At 73.0% G+C, this 18,259-nt stretch carries 15 protein-coding genes; 5 read left to right on the top strand and 10 right to left on the bottom strand.

Features of this window, described 5'->3' with window-relative positions:
- Nucleotides 1-34: 34 nt before the first annotated feature.
- Complete coding sequence (gene purE / locus SGLAU_RS13725) at nt 35-571, bottom strand: 5-(carboxyamino)imidazole ribonucleotide mutase (RefSeq protein WP_063838873.1); 537 nt, start codon at nt 569-571, stop codon at nt 35-37.
- Nucleotides 568-1,707: a 5-(carboxyamino)imidazole ribonucleotide synthase gene (locus SGLAU_RS13730; protein WP_043501442.1), complete on the bottom strand. Its 1,140-nt coding sequence runs from the start codon at nt 1,705-1,707 to the stop codon at nt 568-570. The genes purE and SGLAU_RS13730 overlap by 4 nt, the downstream gene beginning before the upstream one ends.
- A gap of 162 nt (nt 1,708-1,869) precedes the next feature.
- Between SGLAU_RS13730 and SGLAU_RS13735 the strand changes: the two genes are divergently transcribed.
- Entirely contained in the window at nt 1,870-2,418 is a 549-nt protein-coding gene (locus tag SGLAU_RS13735) for a GtrA family protein (protein WP_052413747.1), read from the top strand.
- A gap of 19 nt (nt 2,419-2,437) precedes the next feature.
- Here the strand turns inward: SGLAU_RS13735 and SGLAU_RS13740 are convergent, their stop codons facing one another.
- Both SGLAU_RS13740 and SGLAU_RS13745 read right to left on the bottom strand, forming a co-directional pair.
- Nucleotides 2,438-3,706, bottom strand: coding sequence for an ATP-binding protein (locus SGLAU_RS13740; protein WP_043501444.1), 1,269 nt, complete (start codon nt 3,704-3,706; stop codon nt 2,438-2,440).
- Between the two features lie 41 nt (nt 3,707-3,747).
- Nucleotides 3,748-4,425: a response regulator transcription factor gene (locus tag SGLAU_RS13745; RefSeq protein WP_043501447.1), complete on the bottom strand. Its 678-nt coding sequence runs from the start codon at nt 4,423-4,425 to the stop codon at nt 3,748-3,750.
- Nucleotides 4,426-4,944: 519 nt separating this feature from the next.
- Here SGLAU_RS13745 and SGLAU_RS13750 point away from each other — a divergent pair.
- Nucleotides 4,945-6,438, top strand: coding sequence for a peptide MFS transporter (locus SGLAU_RS13750; RefSeq protein ID WP_043501448.1), 1,494 nt, complete (start codon nt 4,945-4,947; stop codon nt 6,436-6,438).
- 437 nt (nt 6,439-6,875) lie between these two features.
- On the opposite strand, the gene SGLAU_RS13755 is transcribed toward SGLAU_RS13750, so the two are convergent.
- Both SGLAU_RS13755 and SGLAU_RS13760 read right to left on the bottom strand, forming a co-directional pair.
- Nucleotides 6,876-7,397 carry an ATP-binding protein gene (locus SGLAU_RS13755; RefSeq protein ID WP_043501449.1) on the bottom strand — a complete coding sequence of 174 codons (522 nt, stop codon included), beginning with the start codon at nt 7,395-7,397 and terminating at the stop codon, nt 6,876-6,878.
- Nucleotides 7,398-7,568: 171 nt separating this feature from the next.
- Complete coding sequence (locus SGLAU_RS13760) at nt 7,569-7,952, bottom strand: STAS domain-containing protein (RefSeq protein ID WP_043501451.1); 384 nt, start codon at nt 7,950-7,952, stop codon at nt 7,569-7,571.
- Nucleotides 7,953-8,203: 251 nt separating this feature from the next.
- On the opposite strand from SGLAU_RS13760, the gene SGLAU_RS13765 reads away from it, so the two are divergent.
- On the top strand, nt 8,204-9,097 hold the full coding sequence (locus SGLAU_RS13765; protein WP_099052935.1) for an RNA polymerase sigma factor SigF: 894 nt from the start codon (nt 8,204-8,206) through the stop codon (nt 9,095-9,097).
- Between the two features lie 136 nt (nt 9,098-9,233).
- Complete coding sequence (locus SGLAU_RS13770) at nt 9,234-10,760, top strand: RICIN domain-containing protein (RefSeq protein ID WP_043501454.1); 1,527 nt, start codon at nt 9,234-9,236, stop codon at nt 10,758-10,760.
- A 283-nt stretch (nt 10,761-11,043) separates the two neighbouring features.
- Here SGLAU_RS13770 and hutI read toward each other — a convergent pair whose 3' ends face one another.
- The 4 genes from hutI to hutU all read right to left on the bottom strand — a co-directional run bounded on the left by hutI (nt 11,044) and on the right by hutU (nt 16,560).
- Nucleotides 11,044-12,258, bottom strand: coding sequence for an imidazolonepropionase (gene hutI / locus SGLAU_RS13775; RefSeq protein WP_244315208.1), 1,215 nt, complete (start codon nt 12,256-12,258; stop codon nt 11,044-11,046).
- 80 nt (nt 12,259-12,338) lie between these two features.
- Nucleotides 12,339-13,685: a formimidoylglutamate deiminase gene (locus tag SGLAU_RS13780; protein WP_043501456.1), complete on the bottom strand. Its 1,347-nt coding sequence runs from the start codon at nt 13,683-13,685 to the stop codon at nt 12,339-12,341.
- A complete protein-coding gene (locus tag SGLAU_RS13785) occupies nt 13,682-14,899 on the bottom strand; it encodes an allantoate amidohydrolase (protein WP_043501458.1) in 1,218 nt (405 codons plus the stop codon). The genes SGLAU_RS13780 and SGLAU_RS13785 overlap by 4 nt, the downstream gene beginning before the upstream one ends.
- Entirely contained in the window at nt 14,896-16,560 is a 1,665-nt protein-coding gene (gene hutU, locus SGLAU_RS13790) for a urocanate hydratase (RefSeq protein WP_043501460.1), read from the bottom strand. The genes SGLAU_RS13785 and hutU overlap by 4 nt, the downstream gene beginning before the upstream one ends.
- A gap of 167 nt (nt 16,561-16,727) precedes the next feature.
- Here hutU and SGLAU_RS13795 point away from each other — a divergent pair, with 167 nt between their 5' ends.
- Nucleotides 16,728-18,158: a diaminopimelate decarboxylase gene (locus SGLAU_RS13795; protein WP_052413748.1), complete on the top strand. Its 1,431-nt coding sequence runs from the start codon at nt 16,728-16,730 to the stop codon at nt 18,156-18,158.
- Nucleotides 18,159-18,259: the final 101 nt, after the last annotated feature.

An 18,259-nucleotide genomic window follows, 5' to 3' on the forward strand; every position in this document is an offset into this window, starting at 1 on the left:
CCGTCGGTCGTGCGTCGGTCGTGTCAGCCGTGCGTCACTTGCCGAAGCCGAAGCCGTTGCCGGAGCCCTCGACCTTGGCGCGCAGGCGCTTGCCCTTCTCGGTGGCCTGGTCGTTGAGGTCCTGCTGGAACTCGCGCATCTTCCCCAGCAGCTCCTCGTCGTGTGCGGCGAGGATACGGGCCGCGAGCAGGCCCGCGTTGCGGGCGCCGGCGACGGAGACGGTGGCGACCGGGACGCCGGCCGGCATCTGCACGATCGACAGCAGCGAGTCCATGCCGTCGAGGTACTTCAGCGGCACGGGCACGCCGATCACCGGCAGCGGGGTGACGGAGGCGAGCATGCCGGGCAGGTGGGCGGCGCCGCCCGCACCGGCGATGATCACCTTCAGTCCGCGGTCCGCGGCCTGCTCGCCGTACGCGACCATCTCGCGCGGCATGCGGTGCGCGGAGACGACGTCGACCTCGTAGGCGATCTCGAACTCGTCGAGAGCCTTGGCGGCGGCCTCCATGACGGGCCAGTCGCTGTCCGACCCCATGACGATGCCCACGACGGGGCCCGCGGCGGTGCTCATTCGGTGATCGTGCCTCTCAGGTAGCCGGCTGCGTGACGGGCGCGCTCGAGCACGTCGTCCAGGTCGTCGCCGTAGGTGTTGACGTGGCCGACCTTGCGGCCGGGCTTCACGTCCTTGCCGTACATGTGGATCTTCAGCTGGGGGTCGCGGGCCATGCAGTGCAGGTACGCCGAGTACATGTCCGGGAAGTCGCCGCCGAGGACGTTGACCATCACGGTCCACGGGGCGCGCGGGCGCGGGTCGCCCAGCGGCAGGTCCAGCACGGCCCGGACGTGGTTGGCGAACTGCGAGGTGATCGCGCCGTCCATCGACCAGTGGCCCGAGTTGTGCGGGCGCATCGCCAGCTCGTTGACGAGGATGCGGCCGTCGCGCGTCTGGAACAGCTCGACGGCGAGATGACCGACGACGCCGAGTTCCTTGGCGATCGTCAGGGCCATCTCCTCGGCCGCGAGCGCCAGGGCCTCGTCCAGGCCGGGGGCCGGGGCAATGACCGTGTCGCACACGCCCTTCACCTGGCGGGACTCGACGACCGGGTAGGCGACGGCCTGCCCGTGCGGGGAGCGGACCACGTTGGCGGCGAGCTCGCGGACGAAGTCGACCTTCTCCTCGGCGAGCACCGGCACACCGGCGCGGAACGGCTCGGCGGCCTCCTCAACGGAGTCCACCACCCACACGCCCTTGCCGTCGTAGCCGCCGCGGACGGTCTTGAGGACGACCGGGAAACCCTCGCCCTCCGCCGCGAAGGCCGCCACGTCGTCCGGATCGCTCACGATCCGGTGGCGTGGACACGGCACGCCGATCTGGACGAGCTTCGCCCGCATCACGCCCTTGTCCTGGGCGTGCACCAGCGCGTCGGGCCCGGGGCGCACGGGAATGCCGTCCGCCTCCAGGGCCCGCAGGTGCTCGGTGGGCACGTGCTCGTGGTCGAAGGTGATCACATCGCACCCGCGCGCGAACTCGCGCAGCGTGTCGAGATCGCGGTAGTCGCCGATGACGACATCGCTCACGACCTGCGCCGCGGAATCCTGAGGGGTGTCACTGAGGAGCTTGAACTTGATGCCCAGCGGGATGCCCGCCTCGTGTGTCATACGAGCGAGCTGGCCCCCGCCGACCATACCGACTACCGGGAACGTCACGCCCCCAGGGTATCCGGCGCGCCAGGCGGCCGGATTCCGCCGTTCCCCGGGGGCCATCGGCGGACATTGTGCGGCCCGCCCGCTCGTCCACAGGCGATCACGGAAGGGGGGTGGTTAGCATGGCTGGGTTGACGAAACCGACGGACGGGGGCTTTCACGACCATGGGACGTGATTCCTCGGGGTTCCCCGCGGCGCCCCCCAGCTCGTTGCGGCAGCGGCTCGGCCGGCTGACGCGCGAGGCCGCCAAGTTCGGCGCGGTGGGCGGGGCGGGTCTGCTCGTCAATCTCGCCGTGTTCAACCTGGTCCGGCACGTCACCGACCTCCAGGTGGTGCGGGCCAGTGTGATCGCGACGATCGTGGCGATCGCCTTCAACTACGTCGGCTTCCGCTACTTCACCTACCGGGACCGCGACAAGAGCGGCCGCACCCGCGAGATGTCGCTGTTCCTGCTGTTCAGCGCGATCGGCCTGGTCATCGAGAACGGTGTGCTGTACACCGCCACCTACGGCTTCGGCTGGGACAGCCCGTTGCAGAGCAACGTCTTCAAGTTCCTCGGCATCGCCGTCGCCACCCTGTTCCGCTTCTGGTCCTACCGCAGCTGGGTGTTCCGGGCGCTGCCCGTGCGGCCGGCCTCCGCCGATCCCGAGTCGTTCCTGGAGACGGAGCGGCCCCGCGACCGCGAGCGCGCCCGGCAGCGGGCCAAGGTCTAGCCTCCGCCGACCGGGGACGCTAGCGGACCGTGCGCTCGTCCTCCTCCGGCTTGCGCACCGGCGTACGCGACAGGAACAGGCCGAAGACCGGCGGTGACGCCTGGAGCATCTCCAGCCTGCCCCCGTCGGCCTCCGCCAGGTCCCGGGCGACGGCCAGGCCGATGCCGGTGGAGTTGCGGCCGCTGATCGCCCGCTCGAAGATCCGGGCGCCGAGGTCGGCCGGGACGCCGGGCCCCTCGTCGGTGACCTCGATGACGGCCTGGTTGCCGGTGACCCGGGTGCGCAGCGCGACCGTGCCGCCGCCGTGCATCAGGGAGTTCTCGATCAGCGCCGCCAGCACCTGGGCCACCGCGCCCGGCGTGCCGACCGCCTTCAGGTGCCGCTTGCCGGAGCTGACGATCGCGCGCCCGGCCTGGCGGTAGGCCGGGCGCCACTCGGCGAGCTGCTGCTGGATGACCTCGTCGAGGTCGAAGGTGACGGCTGAGCCGGTGCGCGGGTCGCGCGAGTTGGTCAGCAGCCGCTCCACCACGTCCGTGAGGCGTTCCACCTGGGTGAGCGCGATGGTCGCCTCCTCCTTCACCGTGCTCAGGTCCTCGGTGAGGGTGATCTCCTCCAGCCGCATCGACAGCGCGGTCAGCGGGGTGCGCAGCTGGTGGGAGGCGTCGGCGGCGAGCCGGCGCTCGGCGGTCAGCATCCGCGCGATGCGCTCGGCGGACGCGTCGAGCACGTCGGCGACCCGGTCCAGCTCGGGGACGCCGTACCGCTTGCGCTTGGGCCGCGGGTCGCCGGAGCCGAGCCGTTCGGCGGTCTCGGCGAGGTCGGTGAGCGGAGAGGCGAGCCGGCCGGCCTGGCGCAGCGCCAGCAGCACGGCGGCGATCACGGCGAGCAGCGCGACCGCCCCGATGATCAGCAGGGTGCGGCCGACCTCCCGGAACACCGCGGAGCGCGGCTCCTGGACGGTGACGGTCTCGCGCTCCTCGCCCCTGCGGGTCGCCTCGATGACGTCGCCGTCGGGTTTGTCGCCGATCTCGATCGGCGCCCGGCCGGGGATGCGGATGACGGCGTACTGGTCGCCGCCGAGCTGGTCCCCGAGGAGATCGGGGGTGATCTTCTCGGCGGCGAGGATGCGGCTGTCCACGATGCTGGCCAGCCGGACCGCCTCGGACTCCACCCGTTCCCGGGCGCTCTCGCTGATGGTGCGCGTCTCGACGATGACCAGGGAGACGCCGAACACGGCGATCACGACGAGCACCACGGCGAGCGTGGACTGGATCAGTCGGCGGCGCATGTCCTACTTCGCATGGTCTGCTTCCCGGGGCCCGTGGCGGTTCAGCTCTTCTCGAAGCGGAAGCCCACCCCGCGGACGGTCGCGATGTACCGGGGGTTGGCGGCGTCGTCGCCGAGCTTCTTGCGCAGCCAGGAGATGTGCATGTCGAGGGTCTTGGTCGACGACCACCAGGTGGTGTCCCAGACCTCGCGCATCAGCTGGTCGCGGGTGACGACCCGGCCGGCGTCCCGCACCAGCACCCGCAGCAGGTCGAACTCCTTGGCGGTGAGCTGGAGCTCCTCGTCGCCCATCCAGGCGCGGTGCGACTCGACGTCGATGCGCACGCCGTGGGTGGCGGGCGGCTGCTGGGGTTCGGCGGAGCCGCGCCGCAGCAGGGCCCGGACGCGGGCCAGCAGCTCGGCGAGGCGGAACGGCTTGGTGACGTAGTCGTCGGCGCCCGCGTCCAGGCCCACGACGGTGTCCACCTCGTCCGCGCGCGCGGTCAGGATCAGGATGGGCACGGTGTGGCCTTCGGCACGCAGCCTGCGGGCCACCTCCAGGCCGTCCATGCCGGGCAGACCGAGGTCCAGCACCACCAGGTCGACGCCGCCCTGGATGCCCGCGTCCAGCGCGGTCGGTCCGTCCTCACGCACCTCGACCTCGTAACCCTCCCGGCGCAGCGCGCGCGCCAGCGGCTCCGAGATGGACGCGTCGTCCTCGGCGAGCAGTACACGGGTCATGAGCAGATGGTAGTCCGAGCGTGACAAGAGACGGGGTGTGATCGGCAGCTCGGTTCTTACCGGTGCCTTGGCCGCTTCTTACCTTGCGGCGCGCTTGGTACGGACCTGCATCCGAGAGGTGCGATCCTGGTAGGGACCTTCGAAACCGGCCGTGCGGTTCCCCCGACACCTGTGATCCGCGTCTCAAGTCCTTCCATATCCGGCAGTGTCCTGCCGTATGGTGATTGAACGCCTGTAGCACGCGGTGACCTTTGGCGGCCGTCTTGACGCTGAAGGTCTCTTTTGTGTGCGGGTTGGTCTAGACCATTTCTGGACCGGCCTCGAAAGGAATGACCTGTGGCCGGGCCCTGCGCGCAGCGACGCGCGCGGGGCGTGGATCCCGGTGGACTCCGTCCGCCGCTCCGTGATCCGGAGCGGAAGACCCCTGGGCGTGGGGCGGACGGTTCGATCGTGCCGGTGCCGGCTCCCCCACCGGGCGCGCAACGCTCCAACCGCGCGTCCCGACAGCAAGGAACGACCATGGCGTCCAGCCTGACGAAGGACTCGGCCCGACCGGGCACCCCCGGTTCCGACAGGACCTTCTTCGGCCACCCCCGCGGACTGGCCACTCTCTTCATGACCGAGATGTGGGAGCGTTTCTCCTACTACGGCATGAGGGCACTGCTCCCCCTGTACCTGGTCGCCCCCGCGGGGCTCGGCCTGGACGCCGGCACGGCGATCGCCATCTACTCCGTCTACGTCTCGACGGTGTACCTGCTGGCGATGCCCGGCGGCTGGTTCGGTGACCGCGTCTGGGGTCCCCGCAAGACGGTCGCGATCGCGGGCTCGGTCATCATGGCCGGCCACCTGGTCCTGGCACTGCCCACCGCGGGCACCTTCTACTTCGGCCTGCTGCTGGTCGCCATCGGCTCCGGCCTGCTGAAGTCCAACATCTCGACCATGGTGGGCCACCTCTACGACGGCCCGGCCGACCCGCGCCGCGACGGCGGCTTCACGGTCTTCTACATGGGCATCAACCTCGGTGCCTTCGCCGCGCCGCTGGTCATCGGCACCGTCGGCCAGAAGGTCAACTGGCACCTCGGCTTCGCCCTGGCCGCGCTCGGCATGGCGCTCGGCCTGGTCCAGTTCCTGATCGGCAGCCGCAACCTGTCGGACCGCTCCAGCGTCGTCCCGAAGCCGCTGAGCACCGAGGAGCGCAACTCCACGCTGCGCAAGGCCATGATCTGGATGCTGATCGCGGCCGTCTTCTACACGATCGTCGTCGCCACCGGCCACTACACCCTGAACTGGGTGATGGTCCCGCTGATGGTCATCGGCCTGGTCGTCCCCGTCACCGTCCTCGCGCGCATTAAGCGCGACAAGGAGCTGACCGGCGTCGAGCAGTCCAAGGTCTCCGGCTACATCTGGTTCTTCGTCGCCGCGGCCGTCTTCTGGATGATCTACGACCAGGGCGGCTCGACCCTGTCGATCTTCGCGGACGACCACGTCGACAACCACGTCTTCGGCTGGGAGTTCCCGGTCTCCTGGTTCCAGTCGGTCAACCCCGTCCTGGTGATGGCGCTGGCCCCGGTCTTCGCCACGATCTGGCTGTCCCTCGCCCGCCGCGGCAAGGAGCCGAGCACGATCGTCAAGTTCGCCGGCGGTCTGGTCCTGGTCGGCATCTCCTTCTTCGTCTTCCTGCTGCCGCTGGTGGCGGCGGACGGCGGCAAGGTCTCGCCGTGGTGGATCGTGCTGATCTACTTCTGCCAGACGACCGGTGAGCTGATGCTCTCCCCGGTGGGTCTGTCGGTGACCACGAAGATGGCCCCGGCCAAGTACGCGTCGCAGATGATGGGCGTCTGGTTCCTCGCGGTCACCGCGGGCGACGCCGTCACCGGCCTGCTGTCCACCTACGGCGTCGACCTCAACAAGACCGGCGTCGTGGCCGCCGAGGCCGCCCTCGCGGTGCTCGCCGGTGTCGCGGTGTGGATGTACCGCAAGAGCGTGAAGCAGCTCATGGGCGACGTCCGCTGACGCGGCTCCCGGGCTGACACGAGAGGGCCACCGCGCCGGCCGGCGCGGTGGCCCTCTCCTCGTTCTCGCCGTCGGTTCGCCGGGGCGCGGGGGAGGAGAGCGCGCCGGCACGGCGGGCCGGGTCAAGGGGGATGTGAAGCGCTGTCGCACGTGGGGGGAGCAGGGCGAGTGCGGCGTGACCGCGGGTCACCGGAGTCATCCGCGGCGCCCACGGCACCCACGGCCCGTGGCTCTCCGACGGGCTCGGGCGGTGCGCCCGGGGTGCAGCCGGTCCGAGTGCGCCCGAGGCGGTCCCGCTCGCGGGTGCGTCCCGGAGCGTGCCCGAGGCGTCGGACGTCGGACCGTCCGGGTGCGCCAGGAGGGTCGACCCGTCCGCGGGCGCCCGACGGGACAGCCCGTACAAGTGCGCCCGAGGCGGTCCCGCTCGGTCGGAGGAGCTACGCCGGAGCGCCCAGCTCCGCCCAGACGGTCTTGCCGGCGACCCCCGGCGTGCGCACGACGCCCCAGTCCAGGCAGAGCCGCTGCACGATGAACATGCCGTGGCCGCCGGGCCGGCCCGCGCGGTGCGGGGTGCGCGGGGCGGGCTGGCCGGTGCCCCGGTCGGTGACCTCGATCCGGATCACCTTGTTGTCGCAGGAGATGCCCATCTCGTCGGGCCCCTCGGCGTGCAGGCAGGCGTTGGTGACCAGCTCGGAGACGACGAGCAGCACGTCCTCCGCGGCGGCCCGCTGGTCCGCGCTCTCGGCCGGGAGCCAGCCCCAGGCGTACAGCGCCTGGCGGGCGAAATCCCGGGCCATGGGCACGACCCCGGCCGCACCGGCCAGGCTGAGCCTGCGAACCTCACGTCCCTGCGAAGAGACGGGCACGCCGCCGCCCTCCGATGCCCCCACCGACGCCCCGGAAGCGCCGCTGGGCTCCGGGCCGCGGTCGCCCGGCGGGTAGGGCCGGGTGGTGCTCATCAGCGCTTCACCTCACCGATTCACCAATTCACGATTCAAGAATTCCTTACGAGCGCCGAACCAGAAGGTCTCCTGCCCGACCGGACCGGAGGGACACCCCTTGTTTTCGGCGCGCACAGTACGCACCCGTTTCCGGCACACTCCGGACACCGACGGGTCACGATCGGCCGCTCAGCCGTCGTCGCCGGCGCCCGACAGCGCGGCCTCGAGGGTGTCGTGGACGGTGAAGACCGCCTCGGCACCGGTGATCTCGAAGACGCGCGCCACTACCGGCTGCATCGCGGCGAGGTGCACTCCGCCGCCCGCGGCTTCCGCCTTGAGGCGGGCGCCGAGCAGCACGTTCAGGCCTGTGGAGTCGCAGAACTCCAGCCGTGAGCAGTCGACGACCAGCCGGCTGAAGCCCTTGGCGAGGCATTCCTCCAGTGGTTCGCGCAACAGGTCGGCGGTGTGGTGATCGAGCTCACCCGCCGGAGTCACAACGGCACTGGAGCCCGTTTCCCGCACCTCCACCAGAAGCCGGCCCGACTGTGCGCTGCCGACCGTCCCGTGGTCCATGCCGTCTCTCTCCCGAGGTCGTGGCTGCTGACTGAGTTCGCCCTCGAACACTACGCCTTCCCCACACTCTTCGACAGCCGAACATTCGAGCAAAACGGACATTATACCAGGAATCGCACTTGCGGTCGGCTCGGGGTAACGGGTAGGGCTAGTAAGGACACGTACCCGACACGGCCGGCTTTGGAGGCGCCGCACACCGCAGTGCACGTACTGGCTTCGGCAGCCATATGCCGAGAACGATGGAGGACATCATGTCACCCCGGCTCGACGCCTCGCATACCCCTCAGGCGACGTCGACATCCCTTCCGGAACATCTGGATCCCATCGCCCCCGACGGCGCCCTCACCGGACTCCCGGAGATCCCCCCGTACGACGAAGTGGCCCCCGAGGACGCCCGGGCCCTGTCGAAGACCCTCTTCCGGCGGCTGGAGACGCTGGAGGAAGGCACCCACGAGTACTCGTACGTCCGCAACACGCTCGTCGAACTCAACCTCGCCCTGGTCAAGTTCGCCGCCTCCCGGTTCCGCTCCCGCAGCGAGCCGATGGAGGACATCGTCCAGGTCGGCACGATCGGCCTGATCAAGGCGATCGACCGCTTCGAACTCAGTCGTGGCGTCGAGTTCCCGACCTTCGCCATGCCAACCATCATCGGCGAGATCAAGCGGTTCTTCCGCGACACCTCGTGGTCCGTGCGCGTCCCGCGCAGGCTCCAGGAGCTCCGGCTCGACCTGGCCAGGGCCGGGGACGAGCTCGCCCAGCAGCTGGACCGCTCCCCCACCGTCGCCGAACTGGCCGAACGGCTCGGCATCTCGCACGACGAGGTCGTCGAGGGCATGGCCGCGTCCAACGCGTACACCGCCTCCTCGCTGGACGCCCAGCCCGAGGAGGACGACACCGAGGGCACCCTCGCGGACCGCATCGGCTACGAGGACCACGGCCTCGAAGGCATCGAGTACGTCGAGTCCCTGAAGCCGCTGATCGCCGAGCTCGCGCCCCGCGACCGGACGATCCTCTCGCTGCGGTTCGTCGCCGGGATGACCCAGTCGGAGATCGGCGAGGAGCTGGGCATCTCGCAGATGCACGTCTCGCGGCTGCTGTCGCGGACGCTGGGGCGGCTGCGCAAGGCGCTGACGGTCGAGGAGTGACCGTCCTGGAGGGGCCCGCCCTTCTGGTTACCCGCGGAAACTCTTTCCCCGCAGGCCCCCTTCCTCCACTATGAGCCGTCATACCCGCCGGTAGGTCGGAACACCGGCGGGTCGGACGGCTGCGAGGAGGCGGCGGATGGAGCCGGGCCACGACCACGCGGGGACGTCCGACGCACGGCTCACGGACCTGCTGCGCGGCGCCACCGCCGGCGCCTACCCGGCCCTGCGGGAACTGCGCGCCCGCCACTTCGAGTCCGTCCTCGCCTACGCCCGGCTCTGCGCCGCGGGCGAGTCGGCGGCCCGCCTGCTCGCCGCGCACGCCTTCACCGTGGCCGCCCGCGAGGCGGCCCGGGGCACCGGGCCGGTGCTGCCCTGGCGGCACCGGCTGCTGCTGCTCACCGCCCGGCTGGCCGGGGAATGGGCTACCGGTGAGCGCTCCGCCGGACTCGACCCCGGGCTGCTCCTCGTCCAGCGCATGGCGGGCCCCGGCGGCCCGGTCCCGCCCCTGCTGGGCGCGTTCCGCTCGCTGCCGCCCCGCACCCGGGGCATCCTCTGGTACGCGGTCGTCGAGCGGGAGGACGACGAGACGACCGCGACCCTGCTCGGCGTCTCCCGCCAGGAAGTCGCCCACGGCCGCGACGCGGCCCTCGCGGAGCTGGGCCGGGCCTGCCTGGACGCCCGCCTCGCCGCCTCGGACGACCCGAGCTGCCGGGCCTTCCGGCGGCTCATCGAAGCGGCCGTACGGCCCCCCTCGCCCCGTCCCAGCCGCGATCTCGACGCCCACCGGGCGGTGTGCGCGCACTGCGCGACGGCCTACGAGGAACTGTCGAACCTGCGCGACTCGCCCGGCACGGCGCTGGCGGAGGGGCTGCTGCCCTGGGCGGGCACGGCCTACGCCACCCGCGCCCGGCAGGACGCCGCCCCGGCCCCCGCCCCGGCCTGGCCGCCGTCCCGCCGCCGCCTCGCCCTGACCTCGGCCGCCCTCGGGGTGGCCCTGGTGCCCCTGCTGCTCCTGCTGCTGTCGCCCGGCGAGAGCGGGCCGCAGCGCGCTGCGGGGCCCCGCAGCCCGGCGGGCACCCCGCCGCTCCCGGCCGCTCCGCCGCCGGTGACGATCACGGCCACGGCGACCCGGACGGTGACCCCGGCGCCCGCCGGCCCACCGCCGGCCGCCGCCTCGCCCGCTCCCCCGCGCACTCCCGCGCCGACGCGCACGCCCCGGCCGACACGGCGGCCCACGCCGCCCCCGGCCCGCCCGCCCGGCGGGACACCCGCCCAGGTGGTGAACGCCGCCTCCGGACGCTGTCTGGACATCCGGGACGGCGTCATGGACAACGGCACGGACGTCGTCACCGCCCCGTGCTCCACCGCGGCCCGCACCCAGATCTGGCGCGTCGACGCCTGGTGGGGGGTGCTGCGGTCGGCCGCCGATCCGGAGTACTGCCTGGACAGCCGGGGGTCGGTGGACCGGGGCGTGGGCATCTGGACCTGCTCCTCCGTGACCGGCCGCAACGGCCGCAACCTGCGGTTCACGGTGGACGGACACGGGGTGGTCCGCCCGGAGATCGCGCCGGACCACGCGGTGACCCCGGCCGGCGGCGGGGGCCTGGCACTGCTGCCGGACGAGGGGCGGACGGACCAGCGGTGGCGTGCCGGGGCCGGCTGACGGGACCACTGTGTGCGAGCGGCGCGGCAGGACCGCCGGGTGCGACGCGGGGCGGGACCGCCAGGTACGACCCGCGCGGCAGGACCGCCGGATGCGACGCGCGGCAGGACCGCCAGGCGCGACCGCGCGGCGGGACCGCCAGGTACGACCAGCACTGCGGGACCGGCGGGTGCGACCGGCACGGCGCAACCGCCAGGTACGACCAGCGGGGGCGGGACCGCCTCAAGGTCGGAGGCGCGGGCCGGCCGCCCCGCCGCGCCCCCGCGCCCGGTCGCCGGTCGTCTCAGACCACTCGGACGCCGCGCCGCCACACTCCGGCGACCAGGGGCACGCCCGGGCGGTAGGCCAGGTGGACGTGGCTCGGGGCGTCGAGGAGGACCAGGTCGGCGCGGGCGCCCGGGGTGAGGCGGCCGATGTCGGTGCGGCGCAGGGCCCGGGCGCCGCCCGCTGTGGCCGACCAGACCGCCTCGTCGGGCGTCATGCCCATGTCCCGGACGGCCAGGGCGACGCAGAACGGGACCGACGAGGTGAAGGACGAGCCCGGGTTGCAGTCCGTGGACAGGGCGACGGTCACTCCGGCGTCCAGCAGGCGGCGGGCGTCGGGCCACTCGGCGCGGGTGGAGAACTCGGCGCCGGGCAGCAGGGTGGCGACCGTGCGGCCGCTCGCGAGCGCGTCGACGTCGGCGGCCGTCAGATGGGTGCAGTGGTCGGCGCTGGCCGCGTCCAGCTCGACGGCGAGCTGCACACCCGGGCCGTACGAGAGCTGGTTGGCGTGGATCCGGGGGTGCAGGCCCTTCGCCCGGCCCGCGGTCAGGATCGCCCGCGCCTGGTCGCCGTCGAAGGCGCCCTTCTCGCAGAACACGTCGATCCAGCGGGCGTGCGGCGCGCAGGCGTCCAGCATCTCGCCGGTGACCAGGGCGACATAACCGGCCGGGTCGTCGGCGTGGTCCGGAGGGACGATGTGGGCGCCGAGGTAGGTGACCTCGTCGGTGTGGGCGGCGGCGATCCGCAGGGCGCGGGCCTCGTCCGCGACGGTCAGGCCGTAGCCCGACTTGGTCTCGAAGGTCGTGGTGCCCTGGCGCAGCGCCTCGGCGAGGTGGCGGGTGAGGTTCGCCTCCAGTTCCGCGTCGGTGGCGGCCCGGGTGGCGGCGACCGTGGTGCGGATCCCGCCCGCGCTGTAGGGGCGCCCCGACATCCGGGCGTTGAACTCCTCGGTCCGGTCGCCCGCGAAGACCAGGTGGGAGTGGGAGTCGACGAACCCGGGCAGGACCGCCCGGCCGGCGGCGTCGACCCGATTGTCAGTGGCGGGTGCTTTGCTGGCTTCACCGGTCCACACGACGCGGTCGCCTTCGATGACGACGGCCGCGTCCCGGACCAGTCCGAGGGGGGAACCGTCACCGAGGGAGGGGTCGTTGGTGACCAGGGCGGCGATGTTGGTGATGAGCGTGCTGGCGGTGCTCGCGGAATGGGCGGGGCTGACGGTCGTCGCGTTGCTCATGGCGTCCTTGGTGGCCGGGTCGGCGGTGGGATCGGGTGCGGGGGCGGAGCCGGGCCGCGCGGGTGGGCGGCCCGGGCTCGTCAGCGCAGGGCGGCGACGGCGTCCGCGAGGGCTTGCGGCACATCCGGCACCAGGGAGTGGACCCCGTCCCGCACGACGTGCCGACCTGCCACCACCGTATGCGACACGTCTGCTGCCGACGCGGCGAATACGGCCGTCTCGGCCCCGAGCCGCGGAAGCGGCCCTGCCGTCCTGACCGAGTCGAGGGCGATCGTCGTGAAGTCGGCGAGCGCTCCGGGCTCCAGGGTGCCCGCCTCGTCCCAGCCGAGCGCCGCGTGGCCGCCGGCCGAGGCCGCCCGCAGCAGGGCCGCCGCCGTCCAGTGCCCTCGGGTGCGGCTGCGCAGCCGCTCGTTCAGCTCCATCGCCCGCGCCTCCTCCAGCAGGTCGATGACGGCGTGGCTGTCGGAGCCGAGGCACAGCGGGGAGCCCTCGTCGCGCAGGGCCACGGCGGGGCCGATGCCGTCGGCGAGGTCCCGTTCGGTCGTCGGGCACATGCAGGTGCCGGTGCCGCTGCCGCCGATGAGCGAGATGTCCTCGGCGGTGAGGTGGGTGTTGTGGACGCCGGTGGTGCGCGGTCCGAGCACGCCGTGCCGGGCGAGGAGTTGCGTCGGGGTGCACCCGTGGGCCTCCCGGCAGGCGTCGTTCTCGGCGGTCTGCTCGGACAGGTGCACGTGCAGCGGGGCCCGCCGCTCCTCGGCCCAGCGTGCCACGGTCGCCAGCTGGGCGGCGGGCACGGCCCGCACGGAGTGGATCGCCGCCCCGATCCGCGCGTGCTCGCGCTCCTTGAGAAGTGAACAGCGTTCGGCCCAGGCGTCGGCGTCCCCGTCGGAGAAGCGGAGCTGGTGGCGGTCCGGCGGCTGCCCGAAGCCGGAGGAGAGGTAGGCGGTGTCGAGGAGGGTGATCCGGATGCCTGCTTCGGCGGCGGCCGCGATCAGTGCCTCGCCCATCGCGTTGGGGTCGGCGTAGCGGCTGCCGCCGGGCGCGTGGTGGACGTAGTGGAACTCGCCCACGGCGGTGATGCCGGCCAGGGCCATCTCGGCGTACACGGCGCGGGCCAGGGCGTGGTAGTTCTCGGGGGTGAGCCGGTCGGCCGTGGCGTACATGACGTCGCGCCAGGTCCAGAAGGTGCCGCTGCCGGCCTGGACGGCGCCGCGCAGGGCGCGGTGGAAGGCGTGGCTGTGCGCGTTGGCCAGGCCGGGGAGGGTGAGGCCGCGCAGGACCTCCGCGCCGGGCGGTGGTGTGCCGACACCGGTCCGGACGGCGGTGACGCGCCCGTCGCCCGTCTCCAGGACCACGCCCGGCTCCACGCGGGTGCCGAGCCAGGCGTGCTCCAGCCAGTAGGCCGTCGTGGTCGTCGCCTTGGTCACCTGCGGGCCAGTCCTTCCAGTACGTCGGCGAGGGCGAGCACCCCGGCCACGCAGTCGTCCTCGGCCGCGAACTCGGCCGGGGAGTGCGAGACGCCGGTGGGGTTGCGCACGAACAGCATGGCGGTCGGGACGGTCCCGGAGAGTATCCCGGCGTCGTGTCCGGCGCCGGTGCCGAGCACGGGCACCTTCAGGTCCGTGTCGCTGCCCAGGATGCGGGCGAGTTCGTCGCGCAGCGCGTGGTCGAACTCGACGACGGGCGTGAAGGACTCGCGGACCACGCCGAGGTCGACGCCGTGCGCGGCGGCGTACTCGCGGGCGGCCTGTTCCACCCCGTTCACCACGGTGTCGAGGGTGTCCTGGTCGGGGGCCCGGGAGTCGAGCCAGCCGCGCACCAGGGACGGGATCGCGTTGACGCCGTTCGGTTCCACGGCGATCTTCCCGAAGGTGGCGACGGCCCCGGCGAGCCGCGCCTCCCGGCGGGCGGCGAGCACGGTCTCGGCGTACGGCAGCATGGGATCGCGCCGGTCGGCGAGCCTGGTGGTGCCCGCGTGGTTGGCCTCGCCCCTGAAGTCGAACCGCCAGCGGCCGTGCGGCCAGATCGCGCTGGCGACGCCGACGGCGTCCCCGCTGAGATCCAGGGCGCGCCCCTGCTCGACGTGCAGCTCGACGAAGGCGCCGATCCGGGCCAGCCGGCCGGGGTCCGGTCCGATGGCCTCGGGGTCGTGTCCGGCGGCCTCCATGGCCCGCGGGAGGGTGATCCCGTCGGCGTCGGTCAGCCGGTGCGCCTGCTCCGGGGTGAGCTGCCCGGCGGCGAGCCGGGAGCCCACACAGGCCAGTCCGAAGCGGGCGCCTTCCTCGTCGCCGAAGTTGACGATGCCGAGGGGTTTGCCCACGTCGGCCTCACGGGCCCTCAGTTCGTCCAGCGCGGCGAAGGAGGACACGATGCCGAGGGGACCGTCGAAGGCACCCCCGTCGGGCACGGAGTCCAGGTGGGAGCCGGTGACGACGGCGTCTCCGGCCTCGGGGTCCCCGAGCCAGGCCCACTGGTTGCCGTTGCGGTCCACCTCGTACCGCAGTCCGCGCGCCTCGGCCTGCGCCCGGAACCAGGCGCGGCACTCGGTGTCGGCTCCGGTCCAGGCGTAGCGCCGGTAGCCGCCGGAGGCGGAGCTGCGGCCGATCGGCAGCAGCTCCGCCCACATGCTGTGGAAGCTCACGCGCCGTCACCCTCGCGCATGGGGACCCGCACGCCCCGCTGCCCGGCCACCGACTCCGCGATGTCGTACCCGGCGTCGACATGCCGGATGACGCCCATGCCGGGGTCGTTGGTCAGCACCCGGCGGATCTTCTCCCCGGCCAGCGCCGTGCCGTCGGCGACGGTCACCTGGCCGGCGTGGATGGACCGGCCCATGCCGACGCCGCCGCCGTGGTGGATCGAGACCCAGGACGCCCCGGAGGCCACGTTGACCATCGCGTTCAGCAGCGGCCAGTCGGCGATCGCGTCGGAGCCGTCCAGCATCGCCTCGGTCTCCCGGTAGGGGGAGGCGACGGAGCCGCAGTCGAGGTGGTCGCGGCCGATGACCACGGGCGCGGACAGCTCCCCGCTCGCCACCATGTCGTTGAACCGCTCGCCTGCCTTGTCCCGCTCGCCGTAGCCGAGCCAGCAGATGCGCGCGGGCAGGCCCTGGAAGTGCACCCGCTCCCCGGCCATCCTGATCCAGCGGGCCAGGGACTCGTTCTCCGGGAACAGTTCCAGGATCGCCTTGTCGGTCCGGGCGATGTCGGCGGGGTCGCCGGACAGCGCCGCCCACCGGAACGGGCCCTTGCCCTCGCAGAACAGCGGGCGGATGTAGGCCGGCACGAAGCCGGGGAAGGCGAAGGCCCGGTCGTAGCCGGCGAGCCGGGCCTCGCCGCGGATGGAGTTGCCGTAGTCGAACACCTCGGCGCCGGCGTCCATGAAGCCCACCATGGCCTCGACGTGCCGGGCCATGGACTCGCGGGCGCGGGTGGTGAATCCGGCCGGGTCCTTCGCGGCGCGGTCGGCCATCTCGTCGAAGGCGACGCCGACGGGCAGGTAGGACAGCGGGTCGTGGGCGGAGGTCTGGTCGGTGACGATGTCGATCGGCGCGCCCATGGCGAGCAGTTGCGGCACGAGTTCGGCGGCGTTGCCGAGGACGCCGATGGAGAGCGGGCGGCGGGCGTCGCGGGCCTCCACGGCCAGCTGGAGGGCGTGGTCGAGGCTGTCGGCCTTCACGTCCAGGTAGCGGTGCTCGATGCGGCGCTCGATGGCGCGCGGGTCGCAGTCGACGCAGAGCGCGACGCCGTCGTTCATCGTGACCGCGAGCGGCTGGGCGCCGCCCATGCCGCCGAGACCGGCGGTGAGGGTGATGGTCCCGGCGAGGGTGCCGCCGAACTTCTTCGCGGCGACGGCGGCGAACGTCTCGTAGGTGCCCTGGAGGATGCCCTGGGTGCCGATGTAGATCCAGGAGCCGGCGGTCATCTGGCCGTACATGGTCAGGCCGAGCTGCTCCAGGCGGCGGAACTCCTCCCAGTTGGCCCAGTCGCCGACGAGGTTGGAGTTGGCGATGAGGACCCGCGGCGCCCACTCGTGGGTCTGCATGACGCCCACCGGGCGGCCGGACTGGACGAGCATCGTCTCGTCCTGCTTCAGCCCCTGGAGGGTGCGCACCATGGCGTCGAAGGAGCGCCAGTCGCGGGCGGCCTTCCCGGTGCCGCCGTAGACGACGAGCTTGTCGGGGTGCTCGGCGACCTCGGGGTCCAGGTTGTTCTGCAGCATCCGCAGGGCGGCTTCCTGCTGCCATCCCAGGGCGCTCAGTTCCGTGCCGCGCGGTGCTCGGACGGGGCGGGGTCCTGACATGGCGTGCCTCCTGGCGGACGACGATCTGCGTTTCTACAGCTATTCACATCTTGGGGTTCTGAATAGACCTAGTCAATACATCGGTGTCCCGGCGCGGGCGCGCCGCGGATGTTTCGCTGGAGGCGGGCCCGGGCACCGGGCCCGGCGACGACGGGACGGGGGCAGGTGTGGCCGACACGAGGAACGACGGCGCCGCACGGGACGGCGCGGACGGCGCCACGCGGGGCGACGAGCGGGGCGACGAGCAGGGCGACGAGCGGGCGGCCCGCCGGGACGAGGCGGTCCGCGCGGCCGTGGAGCGCGGCCTGCTCGGCCCGGCCACGCCCATCGTCGGGCTGCTCGACGTCACGGGCATCCGGGAGTCGGCGGCCGAGCTGCGGGCGGCGTTCGACGCGGTGGTGGCGCCGGGCACCCCGGTGCTGCACGCCTTCGCGGTGAAGGCGACCCCGCTGGTGCCGGTGCTGCGGCTGCTGCGCGAGGAGGGGATCGGCGCGGAGGTGGCGAGCCCCGGCGAGCTGGCCCTGGCCCGGGCGGCGGGCGTGCCGCCGGAGCGGACGGTGCTGGACTCCCCCGCCAAGACCCCGGCGGAACTGCGTCAGGCGCTGGCGCTGGGCATCGCGGTGAACGCGGACAACCCGCAGGAGCTGGCCCGCCTCGACGCCCTGATGGCCTCCGCGCCCAGCCGCTCGCCCCTGGGTCTGCGGGTGAACCCGCAGGTGGGGGCTGGCTCCATCGAGGCACTCTCCACGGCGACGGCCACCTCCAAGTTCGGGGTGGCGCTGCGCGACGAGGGGGCGCGGGAGTGGGTGGTCCGGGCCTGCGCCGACCGGCCCTGGCTCACCCGGCTGCACGCGCACACCGGATCACAGGGCGTTCCGCTGCCGCTGATGGCCCGGGGGATCGCCGAGGTGCACGCGCTCGCCGAGGAGATCAACCGGCGGATCGGCCGGCCGCAGATCGACACGATCGACATCGGCGGCGGCCTGCCGGTGAACTTCGCCTCGGACGAGACGAGCCCGACGTACGCGCGGTACGCCCGGCTGCTGCGCGAGGCGGTCCCGGGCCTCTTCGCCGGGCGGTACGGGCTGGTCACCGAGTTCGGGCGGTCCCTGCTGGCCAAGCACGGCACGGTGGTGGCGCGGGTGGAGTACACCAAGTCGGCGGGCGGGCGCCCGGTGGCGGTGACCCACGCGGGCGTCCAGGTGGCCACCCGCACGGTCTACGCGCCCGCCGCCTGGCCGCTGCGGATCGCGGCCTACGACGCCGTGGGCCGCCCGAAGCAGGGTCCGCAGGCGGTGCAGGACGTCGCGGGCCCGGCCTGTTTCGCGGGCGACCTGCTCGCCGAGGCCCGCGCCCTGCCCCTGCTCGAACCGGGCGACTACGCGGCGGCGCTGGACACCGGCGCCTACTACTTCGCGCACCACTACGCGTACAACTCGCTGGCCCGGCCCGGCATCCACGGGTTCGCGCCCGACGGCGCGGGCGGGGTGGCCTTCGCGACGGTCCGCGAGCCGCAGACGCTGGAGGAGATCGTGGCGGAGTCCGGAGGGGCGCGGGCGAACGCGCTCACCACCCTGCGCGGGCCCGGGCGCCCTTGACGCGCACCGCTCGGTTCGCCGTTCAACTGACGTGAACACATGGGCAGTTGACCCACACTAGTACGCCCGGCGCATGTTCCTGCGGAAAATGCCGGAACCCT

Origin of the sequence: Streptomyces glaucescens, from assembly GCF_000761215.1 — a bacterium.
Taxonomy (GTDB): domain Bacteria; phylum Actinomycetota; class Actinomycetes; order Streptomycetales; family Streptomycetaceae; genus Streptomyces; species Streptomyces glaucescens_B.